Source organism: Mixta mediterraneensis, assembly GCF_030283135.1.
In the GTDB taxonomy this organism is placed as follows: domain Bacteria; phylum Pseudomonadota; class Gammaproteobacteria; order Enterobacterales; family Enterobacteriaceae; genus Pantoea; species Pantoea mediterraneensis.
In genome coordinates, this window is sequence record NZ_JASUAZ010000019.1 from 28,490 (window position 1) to 44,431 (window position 15,942).

The following is a 15,942-nucleotide window of genomic DNA, read 5'->3' on the forward strand; positions in this document are numbered from 1 at the left end:
AATAGCTGCTTCCTGACCAGCGGATTAAAGCGAGTGAAGCATAAGTGTCTAATCTTGTCTATACAAGTAGCAAGTGCTGTGCCAAACCGATCACAAAAATTATGCTTTGCTGCGTCAGGCCCGTAGAGTTTTTAACGGCAAGGGTTGCACTGTAATGAGGCATGCAGTGCACCAACAGTGCACTTTTGCGCTATTTAGATGTATATACATTTCCGCCCTGAGACAGTAAACTCGGGACATTATCAGGATAAGGAACCGGACATGGTTGAACATACGGCGATAGCCCAACTGGCTGCGGCCATGAGCAATGAACCCGCGCCGATTTATCAGCGTGTTAAACAGGCCATTGTCAGCCAGATTCGTGAAGGACACTGGAAGTCTAATCAGCGTGTACCGTCAGAAAGCGAGCTGGTGAATGAGCTGGGCGTCAGCCGTATGACGATTAACCGTGCGTTACGCGAGCTTACCAGTGAAGGTTTTTTGGTACGTATGCAGGGTGTAGGCACGTTTGTCGCGGAGATGAAAGGCTACACGGCGATGCTGGAAGTACATAATATCGCCGATGAAATTGCTCAGCGTGGGCATCAGCACCGCTGTCAAATCCTCGCCATCGGCCAGAACAAGGCCGACCCCGAACAGGCGGCTATTTTAGGGCTGAGCACCGGCCAGACTGTCTATCATTCACTGATTGTGCATTATGAAAACGACCTGCCGGTACAGCTGGAAGATCGTTTAGTTAATCCGCTAGTGGCACCAGATTACCTCACCCAGAATTATCACAGCCTGACGCCCTATACCTATTTGATGCGTGTCGCGCCGCTGACCGCCGGGGAACATATTGTTGAAGCGGTGCTGCCAGATGCGCGTCAGCGCAAACATCTGGCGCTGGATGAGCATGAACCTTGTCTGCTGATTCGCCGCCAGACGTGGAGTGATAATAAAATTGTGACCTATGCGAGTTTGCTGTATCCGGGTTCACGTTACAAATTGCTGGGGCGATTTAAAGGACACGGCTAAGGCAGATAAACAGCAGCTGTGCATCGTCGCTACCCGGTCTCAGCTGCATCGTTTCATCCGTCCACCAGACGCCCTGCTGGCGAGAGAGTTTTTCACCGTTCGCCAGCTGCCATTCTCCGCTTAATACCCACGCTACGCCGTTTTCACTGCAAGCCAGCGTTGAGGTTATTGCAACCGTGGCTTGCCAGCTGTCGCGGCGCGTCATGATATTAAAATCCTCGCTGGCACTACCATTCAGGCAAGCGCTCAAGGCCAGTTCACCGGAAAAGGCCCACGGCTGAAGCGGCGTTAAGCGATGCTGCACGCCTGGCGCGCTGAGCAACACATCGTCGCCGTGCAGCAAGGTAATAACCCGATCCACATGGGGAAAAAGCGAAAACGGTCCATCAGCTGAAATGGTCGCAATGCTGGCGCGCCAGCCAAATTGTTCTTCGCCGGGCGGGAAACTCATGATTTCGCGCGTTTCACCACCGCCGTTGCGCCAGCGACTTACCGGCAAATCATCGTAAGAGAAACGCTTCATCGTAACGCTGCCATTGTCTGTTTGAAACGTCTGGCACAGGCTTCTTCTGCCGCGTGACAGCCATTCTGAATAACCGCCTTGCCCGCTACATACACATCGCGTATCTGATCGCGCTGCCCGGCAAACAGCCAGCGATTGAGCAGGGCGTTGTCATCAATGCCGTCGAGCCAGGCATCATCTTTTAAAACCAGCCAGTCGGCGCGTTGCCCAACGGCGATTTCACCACTGCGAATGCCGCATGCCTGCGCGCCCCCTTGCGCCGCTTGCTGCCAAAGCAGATCGCCAACTGAGGCCTGATCTGGCGTGGTGATGCGGTTACGCCGACGATCGCGCAGGCGTTGACCGTATTCCAGCCAGCGCAGCTCTTCCTGAGTACTGAGTGAAACGTGACTGTCGGAACCGATGCCCCAGCGTCCGCCCTGAGCGATATATTCAACCGCCGGGAAAATGCCGTCGCCCAGGTTGGCTTCGGTGGTAGGGCATAAACCTGCAACCGCGCCGCTGGCTGCCAGCCGCCGAATCTCGTCGTCATCAAGATGCGTAGCGTGAATCAGGCACCAGCGCTTATCGACTTCAAAACGGTTCATCAACCAGGCAACTGGTCGTTCGCCACTCCATGCGATACTGTCGTTAACCTCTTTTTCCTGCTCGGCGACATGAATATGCACCGGCAGTGTGGCAGGACTGACAGACAATACTTCATGCATTTGCGCTTCGCTCACCGCACGTAGCGAATGGAAACACAGCCCATGATTGTGCAGCGGCTTGTCGTGCAACGCGTTTTGCAACCAGGTTTGCTGCTGCAAATAGCGATCGGTTTGCTGAATAAAGCGTTTTTGCCCGTCGGTTGGCTTTTGCGCGCCAAAGCCGCTGTAGCTGTACAACACCGGCAGTAACGTTTGGCCAATGCCTGCGGTCTCAGCGGCGGCAATCAGCTGTTGCAGCATCGCATCTGCGGGGTAAGGCATGCCTTGCGGATCGTGGTGCAAATAGTGAAATTCTGCGACCTGGCTGTAGCCACCTTTGAGCATCTCGATATAAAGCAGTGCGGCAATATCTCCCACCTGTTCTGGCGACAGACGCTGCACCATGCGATACATTAAATCGCGCCAGGTCCAGAAGCTGTCCTGCGGATTGCCCGCAACTTCGGCCAGTCCGGCCATTGCGCGCTGAAACGCATGAGAGTGAAGATTTGCAATAGCGGGAATTATCTCGCCTTGCAGTGAAATCGCATTCTGCGCGTGGCTGTCAGCAGCGATCGCTTCAATGAAGCCCGCCGGGTTGACTGAAATTCGAACCTGTTTGCGCCAGCCGTCAGCCAGCAATGCGCGTGAAGCAAAAAAAGTCGCCATGGTTGATCCTCAACGGATGTGGTTGTATATACATATACATACTTTAATGCACAGTGTAAATGTCGGGAGCGATGAGGTGATAACAGCAGATGATTTATCCATAGACAGCCTGTGGCTGGGGGCCGACCTTGTTACCATGCAGGGTGGTAAATACCAGACCATTGAGGATGGCGCGCTGGCAGTGAAGTCAGGCAAGCTGGTGTGGCTGGGGCCACGTAAAGCAATGCCCGCTTTTACGGCCCGCGAACAGCATCAGCTTCCCGGCGGCATCATTACGCCAGGTTTAGTCGATTGCCATACCCACTTAGTGTTCGGTGGCGATCGCAGCCAGGAGTTTGAGCAGCGGCTGAATGGCGCCAGTTATGCCGAAATTGCGGCGCAGGGCGGCGGCATTCTTTCGACGGTACGCGCTACGCGCGCCGCCAGCCAGCAAGAGCTGGTTGCATCAGCGCGCTGGCGGCTGGATCGTTTGCTGGCAGAAGGCGTTACTACGGTTGAGATCAAATCCGGCTACGGCCTTGATGAAGAAAGCGAGCTACGCATGTTGCGTGCAATTCGCGAGTTAAGCGAAAGCGTACCGGCGGATGTGGTATCGACCTGTCTGGCAGCGCACAGTTTCCCACCAGAATTCAAACAAAATCCCGAGGGCTGGATCGAGATCATCTGTCATCGGCTACTGCCAAAAGTAAAAGCCGAAGGGCTGGCCGATGCAGTGGATGCCTTTTGCGAACATCTGGCTTTTTCTCCACAGCAGGTGGCACGGGTATTTGACCAGGCAAAAGCGTTGGGCTTGCCCGTTAAATTACATGCGGAGCAGCTCTCCTCGCAGGGGGGCGCGACGCTGGCCGCAAGCTATGGGGCACTGTCTGCCGATCATCTGGAGTATGCAACAGAAAACGATGCCAAAGCGTTGGCGCAGCACAATACGGTAGCGGTTTTACTGCCAGGAGCGTTTTACCTGCTGCGTGAAACACAGCGTCCGCCGGTTGATCTGTTCCGCCGTTACGGTGTGCCGATGGCGCTGGCGAGCGATGCAAATCCCGGTACTTCGCCTGCATTATCGTTAAGGTTGATGTTAAACATGGGGTGCACGCTATTCGGTATGACGCCGGAAGAGGCGTTAGCAGGCGTGACGATTTGGGGTGCTAAAGCGCTTGGATTAGAGCAGACACATGGCTCTCTGGAAGTGGGGAAAGTGGCGAACTTTGTACATTGGCCGCTATCACGTCCGGCAGAGCTGGTTTACTGGTTGGGCGGCGAACTGCCCTGCAAAGTTATTTATCGCGGAGAAGCCAAATGAGTAATGCAATAACGCCTTTCCATTTTACCCCTGGTAAAATGCCGTTGCTGGTCAGCATTCCGCATGCCGGAACGCAGCTCATGCCTGAAGTCGAATCAGGATTAAGCGAGGCCGCACGCGGTTTGCCCGATACCGACTGGCATATTCCTCTGCTATATGATTTTGTCCGCGATCTGGGGGCCAGCGTATTGATTGGCCGCTATTCACGCTTTGTGGTTGATCTCAATCGCCCACCGGATAACCAGCCGCTGTACACCACCGCAACAACCGGTTTGTTTCCTGAAACGCTGTTTGACGGCACGCCGACCTTTGCCGACGGCAAGACGCCCAGCGCAGCGCCAATACTATATCGATAACATCTGGCAGCCTTATCATCAGCAGATTCAGCAAGAACTGGCTCGACTCAAAGCCGCGCACGGCTATGCCTTGCTGTTTGATGCGCACTCCATTGCCAGCGTGATTCCGCGCTTGTTTGAAGGGCGGCTGCCGGATATAAACATCGGCACTAACGATGGTGTCAGCTGTCGCACGGCGGTAATTAATGCCATTCAGGACGTCTGCATCGCGCAAGATCAATACAGTTGGGTGGTAAATGGACGTTTTAAAGGGGGTTATATTACCCGCGCCTACGGTCAGCCGGATCAGAATGTACAGGCGGTACAGCTGGAACTGGCACAATGCAATTATATGGATGAGACGCTACCTTTCGCCTGGCGGCAAGAGCGTGCGTCGCAGCTGCAAAAGGTGCTTAAGCCGCTGATGCATGCGTTTATCGACAAGGGAAAGTGTTAATTTAACTGCACCCAGCTTCTACAGCGTTTGTACTGCTTCGACGCAGCCTGTTTTTCCGGGAAAGGGATCGGTCCGGGTTAATAATCTGCAGGGCTGACGGCTGCGTCGGACGTGGGCAACAGCAGGGGATTCGCTGGCGGCCGCTGCCGTGGCCCGCGCCATCATGAAAACGCGGGCGGGTGCCTGTTATAATTTATATCCGGCGTGCGTCCGGGCGCACTAAGTCAAAACGCTGGGCTTCGCTGATGCCGTAATAGGCGCTGGGTCCACCGGCGCGCAGCACCGGCTCGGCTTTGGCGGTTTGATAAATACCGTTTTCCAGCAGTGTTTCATCAATATGGATCGCCACCGCTTCACCCAGCACCAGCCAGCTATTAATTGGCTTGCCGTGTGCGTCTTGTAACTGAATGAGCTGGGCGAGTTTGCATTCAAAATTCACCGGACTTTCTGCCACTAAACTGGCTTTGACCTGTGATGCGCTTAAAGGCGTTAAGCCAGCGAGCGCAAACTCGTCCTGATCGGCGGCCACCGAGGCGGAACTCTCATTCATCGCCTCCGCCAGCGAGCGTGTCGCCAGGTTCCAGACGAACTCTTTGGTTTCAGAAATATTCTGTACGCTGTCTTTCCAGCCGCTGCTGGCAAAGCCAATTATCGGTGGGTGATAGTTAAAACAGTTAAAGAAGCTGTAAGGGGCGAGATTACGATGACCGCTGGCACTGATTGAGCTGATCCAGCCAATCGGGCGTGGACCAATAATGGCGTTAAGCGGATCATGCGGTAGTCCATGACCGACGTGGGGTTGATAAGAGTAACGTTTATGCGTCATGACATCTCCGGGGCGGTTTTTAGTTTATCTTAGCGTCACAGCATCGCCTGAAAGCGAGAGAATTGTGTAAGCGGATCGTGCAGGTTTATTTTCAGCGAGTCACAGCGTATTGTACGCGCGCCAGAATAATTGAGAGAAAGTATGAAAAAGTCAGCCAGCCCGTCACCGTTCCATGTCCGTAATCGTCATCAGGGCGAATATGATTTTGTCGCGTTAACCGCTGCGCACCCGCCTCTGGCGGCAAAAGTGCGGCCAAATGGTTATGGGGCGCAGTCCGTGGATTTTGCCGATCCTGATGCGGTGATGTTGCTGAACCAGGCGCTGATTAAGCTATTTTATGGTCTCGACTGGCAGCTTGCACCCGGCTCGTTGTGCCCGCCAGTGCCGGGACGGGCAGATTATGTGCATTATCTGGCTGATCTGCTGGCGCTGGATAATCATGGCACGATTCCCGTGGCCGATGTACTGGATATTGGTTGCGGCGCTAACTGCATCTATCCGCTGATTGGCCAGGCTGAATATGGCTGGCGCTTTACCGGCACCGAAATTGATGAAAGAGCGCTAAAAGCGGCTAACCGCATCGTGGCGGCTAATCCTGGTTTGCAAAGAATGATCCGCCTGCGTCAGCAAAAAAACAGCGAGGCGATCCTGTCAGGCATCGTGGGTAAAAATGACTTCTTTCATGCTGTGATGTGTAATCCGCCGTTCCATGCCTCCGCCGCAGAAGCCGCCGCCGGTTCGCAGCGTAAAGTACGCAACCTTGGCCTGCAAAAAACGGCACCGCTTAACTTTGGCGGTCAGAATAATGAATTATGGTGTGAAGGGGGAGAGAAGGCGTTTGTCAGTAAGATGATTGCAGAAAGCGTAGCGCTGGGGCGCCAATGCATGTGGTTTACTTCGCTGGTCTCACGTAAAGAAAACCTGCCTGTGCTGGAAAAACAGTTACAGGCGCTGGATGCAGAAGTGCGCGTGGTCAATATGGCACAAGGCCAGAAACAGAGTCGTTTTCTGGCCTGGACTTTTATGCCAGCGGCGCTACGCACGAAACGGCTTAAATAATACGCTGCCTGATGTGGCGGTTATTGTGGTGCGGGTAGCGTGGGTAAGCTTGCACCCGCCATGTCTGGGCCAGTTTGCATTATTTCCACTGTTTGATGCGGCGCTTTAATGCCCGCAGCGTCGAAATGTTTTTTCACCTTGTCATCCAAAGCAAAGCGCACCGTCCACTGCTTGAGCGGCTGAGTGGTAAACGAGACGCGAACAGTAAATGCCTGATTAGTCAACCCCACCAGCCCGGCAAAATTCGGCTCGCCAATCACCATGCCGCGAATTTCTGGATTTTCCAGCAGTTCAGTGACCGCCGATTGCAACGCCTGATTGGCGCGCTCCGTGTCCTGGCTACGATCGACATCATAGTTGGCGACAAATGAGCCAATGCCGCGCACAAAGTTGGCGAAAGTGGTGATCGACGACCACGGAATGATGTGATACGCGCCGGTATCCTGGCGCACGCCCACCGAACGAATTGACATGCGTTCCACCGTGCCAGTAATTGCACCAATAGTAACCAGATCGCCCGTATTCATGCCATTTTCAAACTGGATAAAAATACCGGTGATAATATCCTTTACCAGCGTTTGTGAACCGAACGATACTGCCAGCCCCAATGCACCTGCACCCGCTAATAGCGGAGCGATATTAACCCCAATTTCCGACAGCAAAATCATAATAGTAATGGTGCTGATGACGACCGCCAGCGCATTACGAAATAACGTCAGTAGGGTGCGCGTACGGGCGCTGGGCATTGGACGACCGTGAGAATCAGAGGACAGACGGCTTTCGATCAAACTCGCCAGCACTGTCCAGCCGATAGCCGACAGCAGCAGAATCATCACGATGCGGATCAGAACATCCACCATTTTTTCGCCTGCGCCTACCGTTAACCAGTGCCAGAGATCGAACAGATTCCAGGCATTGAGCAGGAGCAGCACAGTGGCAAACACAGTGATAATACGAGCCAGTTTCAGCATTGCGCGCACCCAGTCATTTACGCGATTTTGCAGTTCAGGGTAGTTACGGCGCAGCTCGGGCGACAAAGTAATGGTTTTACCAATCCAGCGCGTCAACATGCCGGAAGCAAAGGCGGCGATACCAATAATTGTCAGGCTACGTACCGTGGCAGACATCATAAATTTCAGGCTGTCGCCGGGATTGAAAATCGAAAATAAAAACAGGGTAATAAAGTAAGCGCTTGCCATCCAGTGCCAGACCAGCGCGAATGCACGAATAAAGAAGGCAAAAAATGCCATGCTGCGATCGCTTAGCGCAATCAAGGCATGATGAATGTTGCGCTTATTGCTGAATATCAGCCACAGCGCCCAACTGGTCATTATTGCCATAATCGCAATGTTTAATAGCGCGGATATCTGGACATTTACCTGATTAGAGACAATAGGCACAATGACTAATAAGCCATAACCCATCATACCGCTGAGCCAGCTCAGGCGCGTATTCCAGTAACTGGCGCGCGCATCGTTAAGATGAAAAAAGCGCAGCTCGGGAAAGCGCGGGCAAAAAATCAGGCGCAGCAGCGCTTTGAAAAATTCAATTAACGCAAAGGCGTTGAGAAACAGCCCCTGCTGATAGGCAATGGTGCGGCTGTTGGCGTGGAAATTGTCGCTAATAATCTGACCAATAAACAGCGCCAACGCCAGGAGCAGCAAATCAATAATAAATGCGCCAGTGATGGCAGCCGGTAGCTGGAGCCAGTTGCGATGGTCGCGGTTTTTATTTCGTCCCCACTGGCCGAGGTGCCGATAAAGTGGATAAGCCATGCGACGCAGCAGCCAGTAAAGCACAAACAGCGCCAGCGCCAGGCCTGCGAAGTGAGTTAACGCGTTGACAAAGGTGACGGGATTAAAGGATTTATGGGGGGCATAAAGAATATTGTCATGCAGCCGAATGAATTGAGTTGCGACTTCGCCACCGTATTCGCGCGTCATGTCAGTCAATCCTTGCAGCACGGTTTTCTCTTCCTGATCGTCAGTTGGCAGAGTCAATGTTGGCGTATCGGTATGGGCTGGCGTAGCGGTAGTATTACGCAGTTGCTTAATCAACTCTTCTCGCGACTGATCATTTTCAAGGATGTCGGCCAGGGCGACATAAGCGGCTTTTTTATCATTCAGATCGGGTTGATCTGCTGCGTTGTCAGAATCGGTTTTGCCATGTTGTACTGCGACGGTGGCCTGAGGTAATGAAACGGCTTGTGCTGTAGGTAGCGTAACGAAAAATAACAGGCAGAGCAGGATCCAACGTCGCAAGGCATTGCGGGTTGGGCAGGTTGACGACATGGCTTTCTCCTTAGCAACAGACTTGCTTCACAAGAGAAAAAGTATAGACAGGCATAGCGAGTGAAATGTCTTAAAGCAAAAACCCCGTGGTACTTCAGCTGACAGCGGCATTGACTGCGCGCTGATTCCAGAGTCTGGCTTCCTTCGAGACGCTATTGCAGCGTTCCAGCCTGTTTCGGACAGAGACGTTGCCCGCATCACGTCAGGATCGACCTGCACCGGGTTGTGTTCGCCTGTCGCTGCGGGGGAATTTGCATTGATAAAGAGGAAAGTGGGCCGACAAGGCGGCCCGATAAATCACGAAACGTGCTGCAAAAACTCGCGCAGACGATCGCTTGGCGGATTGTTGATGAGCTCGTCAGGCTTGCCGTCTTCGGCAATGCGACCTTTATCAATAAAAATCAGGCGTGAGGCGACTTTCTGCGCAAAGCTGACTTCGTGGGTGACGATGACCATGGTCATCCCTTCTTCAGCTAAATCTTGCATCACCTTTAACACTTCGTGACGGAGTTCTGGATCAAGCGCTGAGGTTGGCTCATCAAATAGCATCATTTTTGGCTTCACCGCTAAGGCACGGGCAATCGCTACGCGCTGCTGCTGACCGCCTGAAAGCTCTGAAGGAAAATGGTGCGCACGTTCAGCAAGGCCAACTTTCTCTAGCAATACCTGCGCCAGCTTGCGCGCATCTTCTTTCTTTGCGCCGCGCACCCGAATCGGACCAAACGCGACGTTATCCAGGGCGCTCATCTGCGGAAACAGGTGAAACTGCTGAAATACCATACCTGCTTCCTGACGGATCAGGCGCTCATCGACATTGGGATCGTTAACTTTCAAACCATCAACAATCAACTCGCCGCTGGTGATCTCCTCCAGTTTATTGATGCAGCGCAGCAGAGTAGATTTGCCTGAACCCGAAGGTCCGATAATCACGACGACTTCGCCCTGGTTGATCTTCAGATCAATATTATGCAGCACCTGCGTTTTGCCAAAATGCTTCGAGACATCTTTAAATTCAATCACAGGATTTTCACCCTTTTCTCAATACGGCGCAGCACAAAGCTCAACACCAGCGTAATCACAAGATAGATGATCGCGACCGCGCTCCAGATTTCCAGCGCGCGGAAGTTACCGGCAATAATTTCCTGACCCTGGCGAGTCAGTTCCGCCACGCCGATAACGATAAACAGCGAGGTGTCTTTAATACTGACAATCCATTGGTTGCCCAGAGGGGGTAACATGCGGCGCAGCGCCAGCGGCATAATGACATAGCGCAGGGTTTCACGGCGTGACAAACCCAGAGCCAAACCGGCTTCGCGGAAACCTTTATTGATCGACAAAACCGCCCCGCGCGTGATTTCCGCAATATAAGCACCCGAGTTGATCATGATGGTGATCACCGCGGCGCTGAACGGATCGATGCGTAAATCCGGGAATGCCATCGGCAGGGCAAAATAGATGAACATCACCTGCACCACGATTGGCGTGCCGCGAATGATTTCAATAAAGACCAAGGCGATATTGTTGGTAATCCAGCCGCCATAAGCGCGGGCAAAACCAGCGACTAAGCCGATGATCAAACCACCTACCAGACCAATGACCGAGATCAATAAGGTCATTTTTGCACCTTCAAGCAGTACGGGTAAGGCAGGCCAGATGACGCTCCAGTCGAACTCCATGGTGAAACTCCAGATATGTTGCGAAGGAAAAAAGCAGGGATAAAATCCCTGCTGAAAATTAACGCATATCGAATTGTTATTTAGGTTCGCTGCCAAACCATTTTTTATACAGCTGGTTATAGATACCGTTCTCTTTCAGTGTCTTCAGCGCGCCGTTTACTTTGGTGCGCAGATCGTCGCTGCCCTTTGGAAAAGCGATGCCATATTGCTGAGCTTCAATGGAATCACCTACTGCTTTGAAGCGGCCTTTCCCCGCGGTGTGGATGAAGTACAGGATATTTGGTGTGTCATGCAGCACCGCGTCAGCGCGGTTGGTGCCTAACTCCATATAAGCATTGTCGATATTTGGAAACTGGCGCAGATCTTTGGTTTTGATATGGGCTTTTGCGTAATCGACAGAACCTGTACCGCTCTTTACGGCAAGTACTTTGCCGTTCAGGTCGCTAATACTTTTAATGTCGTTTTCGTTATTACGCACCATTACCAGTAAACCGCTTTTGTAGTAACCGTCAGAAAATTCAATCGCTTTTTTACGTTCTTCGGTGATGGTGATGCCGGCTAACGCCAGATCAACGTTGCGCGTTTGCAGTGCAGGAATAATTCCACTGAAATCCATGGGCTTCAGAGTGTAATCAAGCTTCAGCTCCTTAGCGATGGCATCCCATAAATCCACATCAAAGCCGACATATTTATCCCCTTGCTTGAATTCAAAAGGAACGAAGGCGGTGTCGGTTGCGACAACCAGTTTTTTTTCTGCTGCGGTAGAAGAGAATGAGAAGGCCAGCGCCAGCGCGGCCACAGAGACTTTAAACAGTGACTTCATCATTTTTTCCTTATTACTATCAGGCTGCAGGCCTGGGTTTGCGGCTTGTCTTATGAAAGTATTATGCCAACTTCGCAAAATCTATGAGATCAGTAGGTTAAATGCACCACCTGTCACCGTTTTGTTTTGCAAAGAAAAGTTGCACTAATTTGGTGACTCATTGTGGTGCGTGACATTTTTTTAGTGCAACGGAAAGTGTGACGTAAAAAAAAGGACGGAGAAAATCAGGAAGGAAAAATTGTTAACGAAGTCATAAAAAGCGGCAGGCAGGACGTAAAACAGGCGGGTTTCCCCGCCTGTTTTATCTTCAAACGTCTTATTCGATATTAGATTCAATAAACCACAGGAATTTATCGAGATCACGTGATGCAGCGGTAAAGATGTCAGCGGTATCTTCATCTTTGACTTCAGTAATGGCTTTACGCACATCGTTAGCGACCACACCGTAGCGATCTGCCAGGGCTTTAAGGTGATCCTGCACGCTGTGAATATTTAGCGGGTAGCTTTTCAGCGGCGTTTTGTCATTAACGACCTGGGTGGTACCCAGCGCGACGCCACCAAGCTGTACCACACGCTCTGCAATGGTGTCCTGATGATCGGTAATGACGGTACGGAAGCCGTCCAGCATTTCATGTACGCCGATAAAGTTAGCACCGCGCATGTTCCAGTGCGCCTGTTTCGTGATCAGCGACAAATCAATAAATTCGACTACCATACGGTTGAGCACCTCAATGGTAGCTTTTTTTTCATTTTCAGCTACGTCATTACGAGTGTAAAGCAGATCAGAAGAATTTGTTTTAACCAATTTAGCGGTACTCATCGTTTCGGTCCTCTCTTTGATGGTTGTCCTAAATGAAACACGGAAATAAGTATAGCAGCGATTTTAGAATTTGCAGTAACGACAATAGCAATGATTGAAATAGATTATTTCTTATCGGAAATAACAAGTTAACCCGACTGGGTTAATACAGTGTTAAATGGCTTGTTAGAAAAAGGTTTTTATTTACAAAGGGTTGGTTTGTTTCGTCAACAGAGTGTACTGGACTGTTTCAAAATAATAATAGTAACGATTCGCTTTTAATTAAGAATAATCATTAAGACTGATTTCATTATTATTTGGCCCACCCGGTTAGCAGGCCAGTTAATTATTTTTCCGCTTTGTTATTTATTTCCACTTCACTTAACTGGCTCTTTTTGGGCTTCATTGTCAGGGTTGAACCAGCCGAAGCAATGATAATCGCCAGTAGCGCCAGACACTGTTTTCCGCTTAAGGTCTCGCCGAGAAATAGCATACCCGACAACGCTGCCATCGCCGGTTCCAGACTCATCAGCGTGCCAAAAATACGTGCAGGTAGACGCGTAAGCACCATCATCTCAAGAGAATAGGGAATGACGCTTGAGAGCAAAGCAACCAGTAAAGCGATGGGCAAGATGTTCCAGTGCCAGATGCCGCTTTCTGCGAATGTCAGACCCAGTGGCACAAAAATTATGGAAGCAATAAGCGAACCCATCGCAACGGTAGCCGGCCCATGCTCTGCGCCTGCGCGCTGTCCCGCCAGGATATAAAATGCCCAACAGACACCTGCGCCTATTGCTAATGCCGCACCAAACGGATCGATTGCCGTCATCGTTGCGCCAAATGGCAACAGGAACCACAAACCCATCACGGCCAGCACGACCCAAACAAAATCCAGCAGACGACGCGAACCCAGTAATGCCAGCGTTAATGGCCCGGTAAATTCTAGTGCAACGGCTACGCCAAGCGGCAGAGTACGAATCGATAAATAAAACATGAAATTCATTGCGCCAAGCGCTAAACCATATATTAACAGCGGCACCCGCTGTTCACGCGTAAAGTGCAGCCGCCATGGTTTAAAAATCGTACAGAGAATAAGCGTGCCTAAACCCAAACGTAAAGCCGTAATCCCTGTTGAGCCTACGGTAGAAAACAGGGATTTTGCCAGTGATGCGCCTCCCTGCAGCGATAGCATGGCGAGCAGCAATACAGCGACAGGCATAAAGACAGGCGCAAAATTTTTGGTGCGGGAGCTAAGGGACATCCTGTGAGCGCATCCTTAATCATGTATGTAACAAGGCGAACAGTGTAATGGAACTGGCAGATAAAAGAGATGATAACGCGCGCTTTAAATGTAGTTTAACCGGGTAAAAAATGAACAAATTTAGTGCCGTTTAGGTAAAGAAACGTCAGGATTTTTTAGGATTTTACTTAAAGCGAAGATTTAATGACAAAAATTATATTGCAGGAATATGATGCTTTTTATAAGAAAAAAGAATGACATACGATCGTGTATTAACGTCCTGTTACACCAAACATTCTGTTAGACAACAAAATCCGGGCAGAGTTTCTTGCTATTTTTTGTTATATTTTCAGCGTTGTCAGGAGAGTGGTACTTTCACATTTGAGGTGGTTATGAAAAAAATTGCATGTCTTTCAGCACTGGCCTGTGTTCTGGCTGTATCCGCAGGTTCTGCAATGGCTCAAAGCACCGTAACCGGTGGCTATGCGCAGAGTGATTATCAAGGCGTTGCTAACAAAGCAAACGGCTTCAACCTGAAATACCGCTACGAAGACGGTTCTAACCCACTGGGTTGGATCGCATCTTTCACCTACACCGAGAAAGATCATCATGGCGGCGGTAACGTTTATGACAAAGGCCAATATTACGGCGTTACCGGTGGTCCTGCTTACCGTCTGAACGACTGGGCAAGCATCTACGGTGTTGTGGGTATCGGCTACGGCAAATACCAGCAGAACTCGACTGTGGTGCGTGACAAATCTGATACCAGCGACGTAGGCTTCTCTTACGGCGCAGGCTTGCAGTTCAACCCAGTTGAAAACTTTGCAGTCGATGTAGGCTACGAGCAGAGCCGCATTCGTAACGTTGACGTTGGCACCTGGATCGCTGGCGTAGGTTACAGCTTCTAAGTTAGCGTAGACTGTCTACAGAAAAACGGCCCTTATCGGGCCGTTTTTTTATTTCTGCGGTTCTTGTCCTGGTTCGCTTTCTATGGTGATTTTACGTATATCTTTCACCTGATCGGCCGTAACCGGCTTCGCATGATTACCCCAGCCGTCACGCACAAACGTTGCCACATCGGCTACTTGCTGATCGTCCAGACGCCAGCCGAAATCCGGCATGGCTAAGCCAGTTGGGGCCGACTGAGTGCTGACACGCTTATCGCCCTGCAAAATCATACTGATGACGGATGAGGGGTCATCGCTGAGCACGGCTGAATTATGGGCCAGCGCCGGGAACGTTCGCGTATAGCCTTTGCCGTCGCTACGATGACAGGCTGCACAGTTATCAAGATAAATTTGAGCGCCAGGCTGGCTGACATCCCCTTTAAACAACGCTTGCGCGGTAGCATCGCTGTTTTGTGGCGCCGGCATAACATGGCTGGCGGGTAATGATTTCAGGTAAATGGCAATAGCATTCAAATCGTTATCGGTCAGAAATTGCGTGCTGTGATTCACCACTTCCGTCATTGAACCGAATGCTGAAGCTTGCGTATTGGCGCCGGTTTTCAGGAATTCGACAATATCCTGTTGCGACCAGCGACCGAGGCCATCTGCCTGAGTCGCCGTGAGATCAGGCGCATGCCAGCCTTCCAGCGTGCCGCCGGCTAGATAGGCTTTATCGGACTGATCCAGCGCTTTTTCCTGAAATCCAATGCCGCGTGGGGTATGACAAGAGCCGCAGTGCGCTAATCCCTGGACGAGATAGGCGCCGCGCTGCCACTGAGCGGATTTGTCAGGCGTGCTGGCAAAAGTTTTATCATCGGTAAATGCCCAGCGCCAAAGCGAAAGCGGCCAACGCATATTGAGCGGCCACGGAATATCGCTGTCGTGATTGGCCTGGCTGACCGGCTTGACGCCCTGCATAAAGTAGTCATAAAGATCATGCAAATCACTGTCGGTGATTTTGGCATAGGAAGGATAGGGCATCGCGGGATAAAGGGAGGACCCGTCTTTCTTCACGCCGCCGCGCACCGCTTTAGCAAAATCATCATAGCTGTAATCGCCAATACCGGTTGATTTATCCGGCGTGATGTTAGTGGAATAGATCGCACCAACAGGCGTACTCATTTTTAATCCGCCAGCGAAGGGTTGGCCACCAGCGGCGGTATGACAAGCGGCGCAATCCCCGGCTATGGACAGATATTTACCGTGCGCAATGGATTCCGGCGTAGCCGCCTGCGCACCGCTCGCTATACCTGCCAGCGCGGCGAGTGCAAAAACTACCTGAGATCTTTTCACCGTC

Annotated in this window: 14 protein-coding genes and 1 pseudogene; 5 read left to right on the forward strand and 10 right to left on the reverse strand. The window is 51.4% G+C overall.

Features of this window, described 5'->3' with window-relative positions; all coding sequences use genetic code 11:
* Window positions 1–261: 261 nt before the first annotated feature.
* Window positions 262–1,017, forward strand: a complete 756-nt coding sequence (gene hutC / locus QRY16_RS12780; RefSeq protein WP_289776856.1) for a histidine utilization transcriptional repressor HutC — start codon at window positions 262–264, stop codon at window positions 1,015–1,017.
* Here the strand turns inward: hutC and QRY16_RS12785 are convergent.
* Together QRY16_RS12785 and QRY16_RS12790 are read right to left on the reverse strand one after the other, a co-directional pair.
* Complete coding sequence (locus QRY16_RS12785) at window positions 1,001–1,540, reverse strand: HutD/Ves family protein (protein ID WP_289776857.1); 540 nt, start codon at window positions 1,538–1,540, stop codon at window positions 1,001–1,003. The two genes, hutC and QRY16_RS12785, sit on opposite strands and share 17 nt — an antisense overlap.
* Window positions 1,537–2,892 carry a formimidoylglutamate deiminase gene (locus tag QRY16_RS12790; RefSeq protein WP_289776858.1) on the reverse strand — a complete coding sequence of 452 codons (1,356 nt, stop codon included), beginning with the start codon at window positions 2,890–2,892 and terminating at the stop codon, window positions 1,537–1,539. The genes QRY16_RS12785 and QRY16_RS12790 overlap by 4 nt, the downstream gene beginning before the upstream one ends.
* Window positions 2,893–3,028: 136 nt before the next feature.
* Between QRY16_RS12790 and hutI the strand changes: the two genes are divergently transcribed.
* Both hutI and hutG read left to right on the forward strand, forming a co-directional pair.
* Window positions 3,029–4,192 carry an imidazolonepropionase gene (gene hutI, locus QRY16_RS12795; RefSeq protein WP_289776879.1) on the forward strand — a complete coding sequence of 388 codons (1,164 nt, stop codon included), beginning with the start codon at window positions 3,029–3,031 and terminating at the stop codon, window positions 4,190–4,192.
* Between the two features lie 8 nt (window positions 4,193–4,200).
* Window positions 4,201–4,984, forward strand: a pseudogene (gene hutG, locus QRY16_RS12800) (N-formylglutamate deformylase).
* A gap of 193 nt (window positions 4,985–5,177) precedes the next feature.
* Here the strand turns inward: hutG and QRY16_RS12805 are convergent.
* The gene (locus QRY16_RS12805; protein WP_289776859.1) at window positions 5,178–5,810 is read right to left on the reverse strand and encodes a flavin reductase family protein; all 633 of its coding nucleotides are present in this window, start codon (window positions 5,808–5,810) and stop codon (window positions 5,178–5,180) included.
* Window positions 5,811–5,951: 141 nt separating this feature from the next.
* Between QRY16_RS12805 and rlmF the strand changes: the two genes are divergently transcribed.
* Complete coding sequence (gene rlmF / locus QRY16_RS12810) at window positions 5,952–6,869, forward strand: 23S rRNA (adenine(1618)-N(6))-methyltransferase RlmF (protein ID WP_289776860.1); 918 nt, start codon at window positions 5,952–5,954, stop codon at window positions 6,867–6,869.
* A 20-nt stretch (window positions 6,870–6,889) separates the two neighbouring features.
* On the opposite strand, the gene ybiO is transcribed toward rlmF, so the two are convergent.
* The 6 genes from ybiO to rhtA form a co-directional block, all read right to left on the reverse strand.
* Window positions 6,890–9,160 carry a mechanosensitive channel protein gene (gene ybiO / locus QRY16_RS12815; RefSeq protein WP_289776861.1) on the reverse strand — a complete coding sequence of 757 codons (2,271 nt, stop codon included), beginning with the start codon at window positions 9,158–9,160 and terminating at the stop codon, window positions 6,890–6,892.
* Between the two features lie 297 nt (window positions 9,161–9,457).
* Window positions 9,458–10,180 (reverse strand): glutamine ABC transporter ATP-binding protein GlnQ, encoded by a 723-nt coding sequence (gene glnQ / locus QRY16_RS12820; RefSeq protein WP_289776862.1) that lies wholly within the window; start codon window positions 10,178–10,180, stop codon window positions 9,458–9,460.
* A complete protein-coding gene (gene glnP / locus QRY16_RS12825) occupies window positions 10,177–10,836 on the reverse strand; it encodes a glutamine ABC transporter permease GlnP (RefSeq protein WP_289776863.1) in 660 nt (219 codons plus the stop codon). The genes glnQ and glnP overlap by 4 nt, the downstream gene beginning before the upstream one ends.
* A gap of 76 nt (window positions 10,837–10,912) precedes the next feature.
* A complete protein-coding gene (gene glnH / locus QRY16_RS12830) occupies window positions 10,913–11,659 on the reverse strand; it encodes a glutamine ABC transporter substrate-binding protein GlnH (RefSeq protein ID WP_193403375.1) in 747 nt (248 codons plus the stop codon).
* A 316-nt stretch (window positions 11,660–11,975) separates the two neighbouring features.
* Entirely contained in the window at window positions 11,976–12,479 is a 504-nt protein-coding gene (dps, locus tag QRY16_RS12835) for a DNA starvation/stationary phase protection protein Dps (protein WP_193403374.1), read from the reverse strand.
* Between the two features lie 325 nt (window positions 12,480–12,804).
* On the reverse strand, window positions 12,805–13,719 hold the full coding sequence (rhtA, locus tag QRY16_RS12840; protein ID WP_289776864.1) for a threonine/homoserine exporter RhtA: 915 nt from the start codon (window positions 13,717–13,719) through the stop codon (window positions 12,805–12,807).
* Window positions 13,720–14,090: 371 nt separating this feature from the next.
* Here rhtA and ompX point away from each other — a divergent pair, with 371 nt between their 5' ends.
* The gene (gene ompX / locus QRY16_RS12845) at window positions 14,091–14,606 is read left to right on the forward strand and encodes an outer membrane protein OmpX (protein WP_193403372.1); all 516 of its coding nucleotides are present in this window, start codon (window positions 14,091–14,093) and stop codon (window positions 14,604–14,606) included.
* Window positions 14,607–14,654: 48 nt separating this feature from the next.
* Here ompX and QRY16_RS12850 read toward each other — a convergent pair whose 3' ends face one another.
* Complete coding sequence (locus tag QRY16_RS12850; RefSeq protein WP_289776865.1) at window positions 14,655–15,938, reverse strand: c-type cytochrome; 1,284 nt, start codon at window positions 15,936–15,938, stop codon at window positions 14,655–14,657.
* Between the last annotated feature and the right edge of the window lie 4 nt (window positions 15,939–15,942).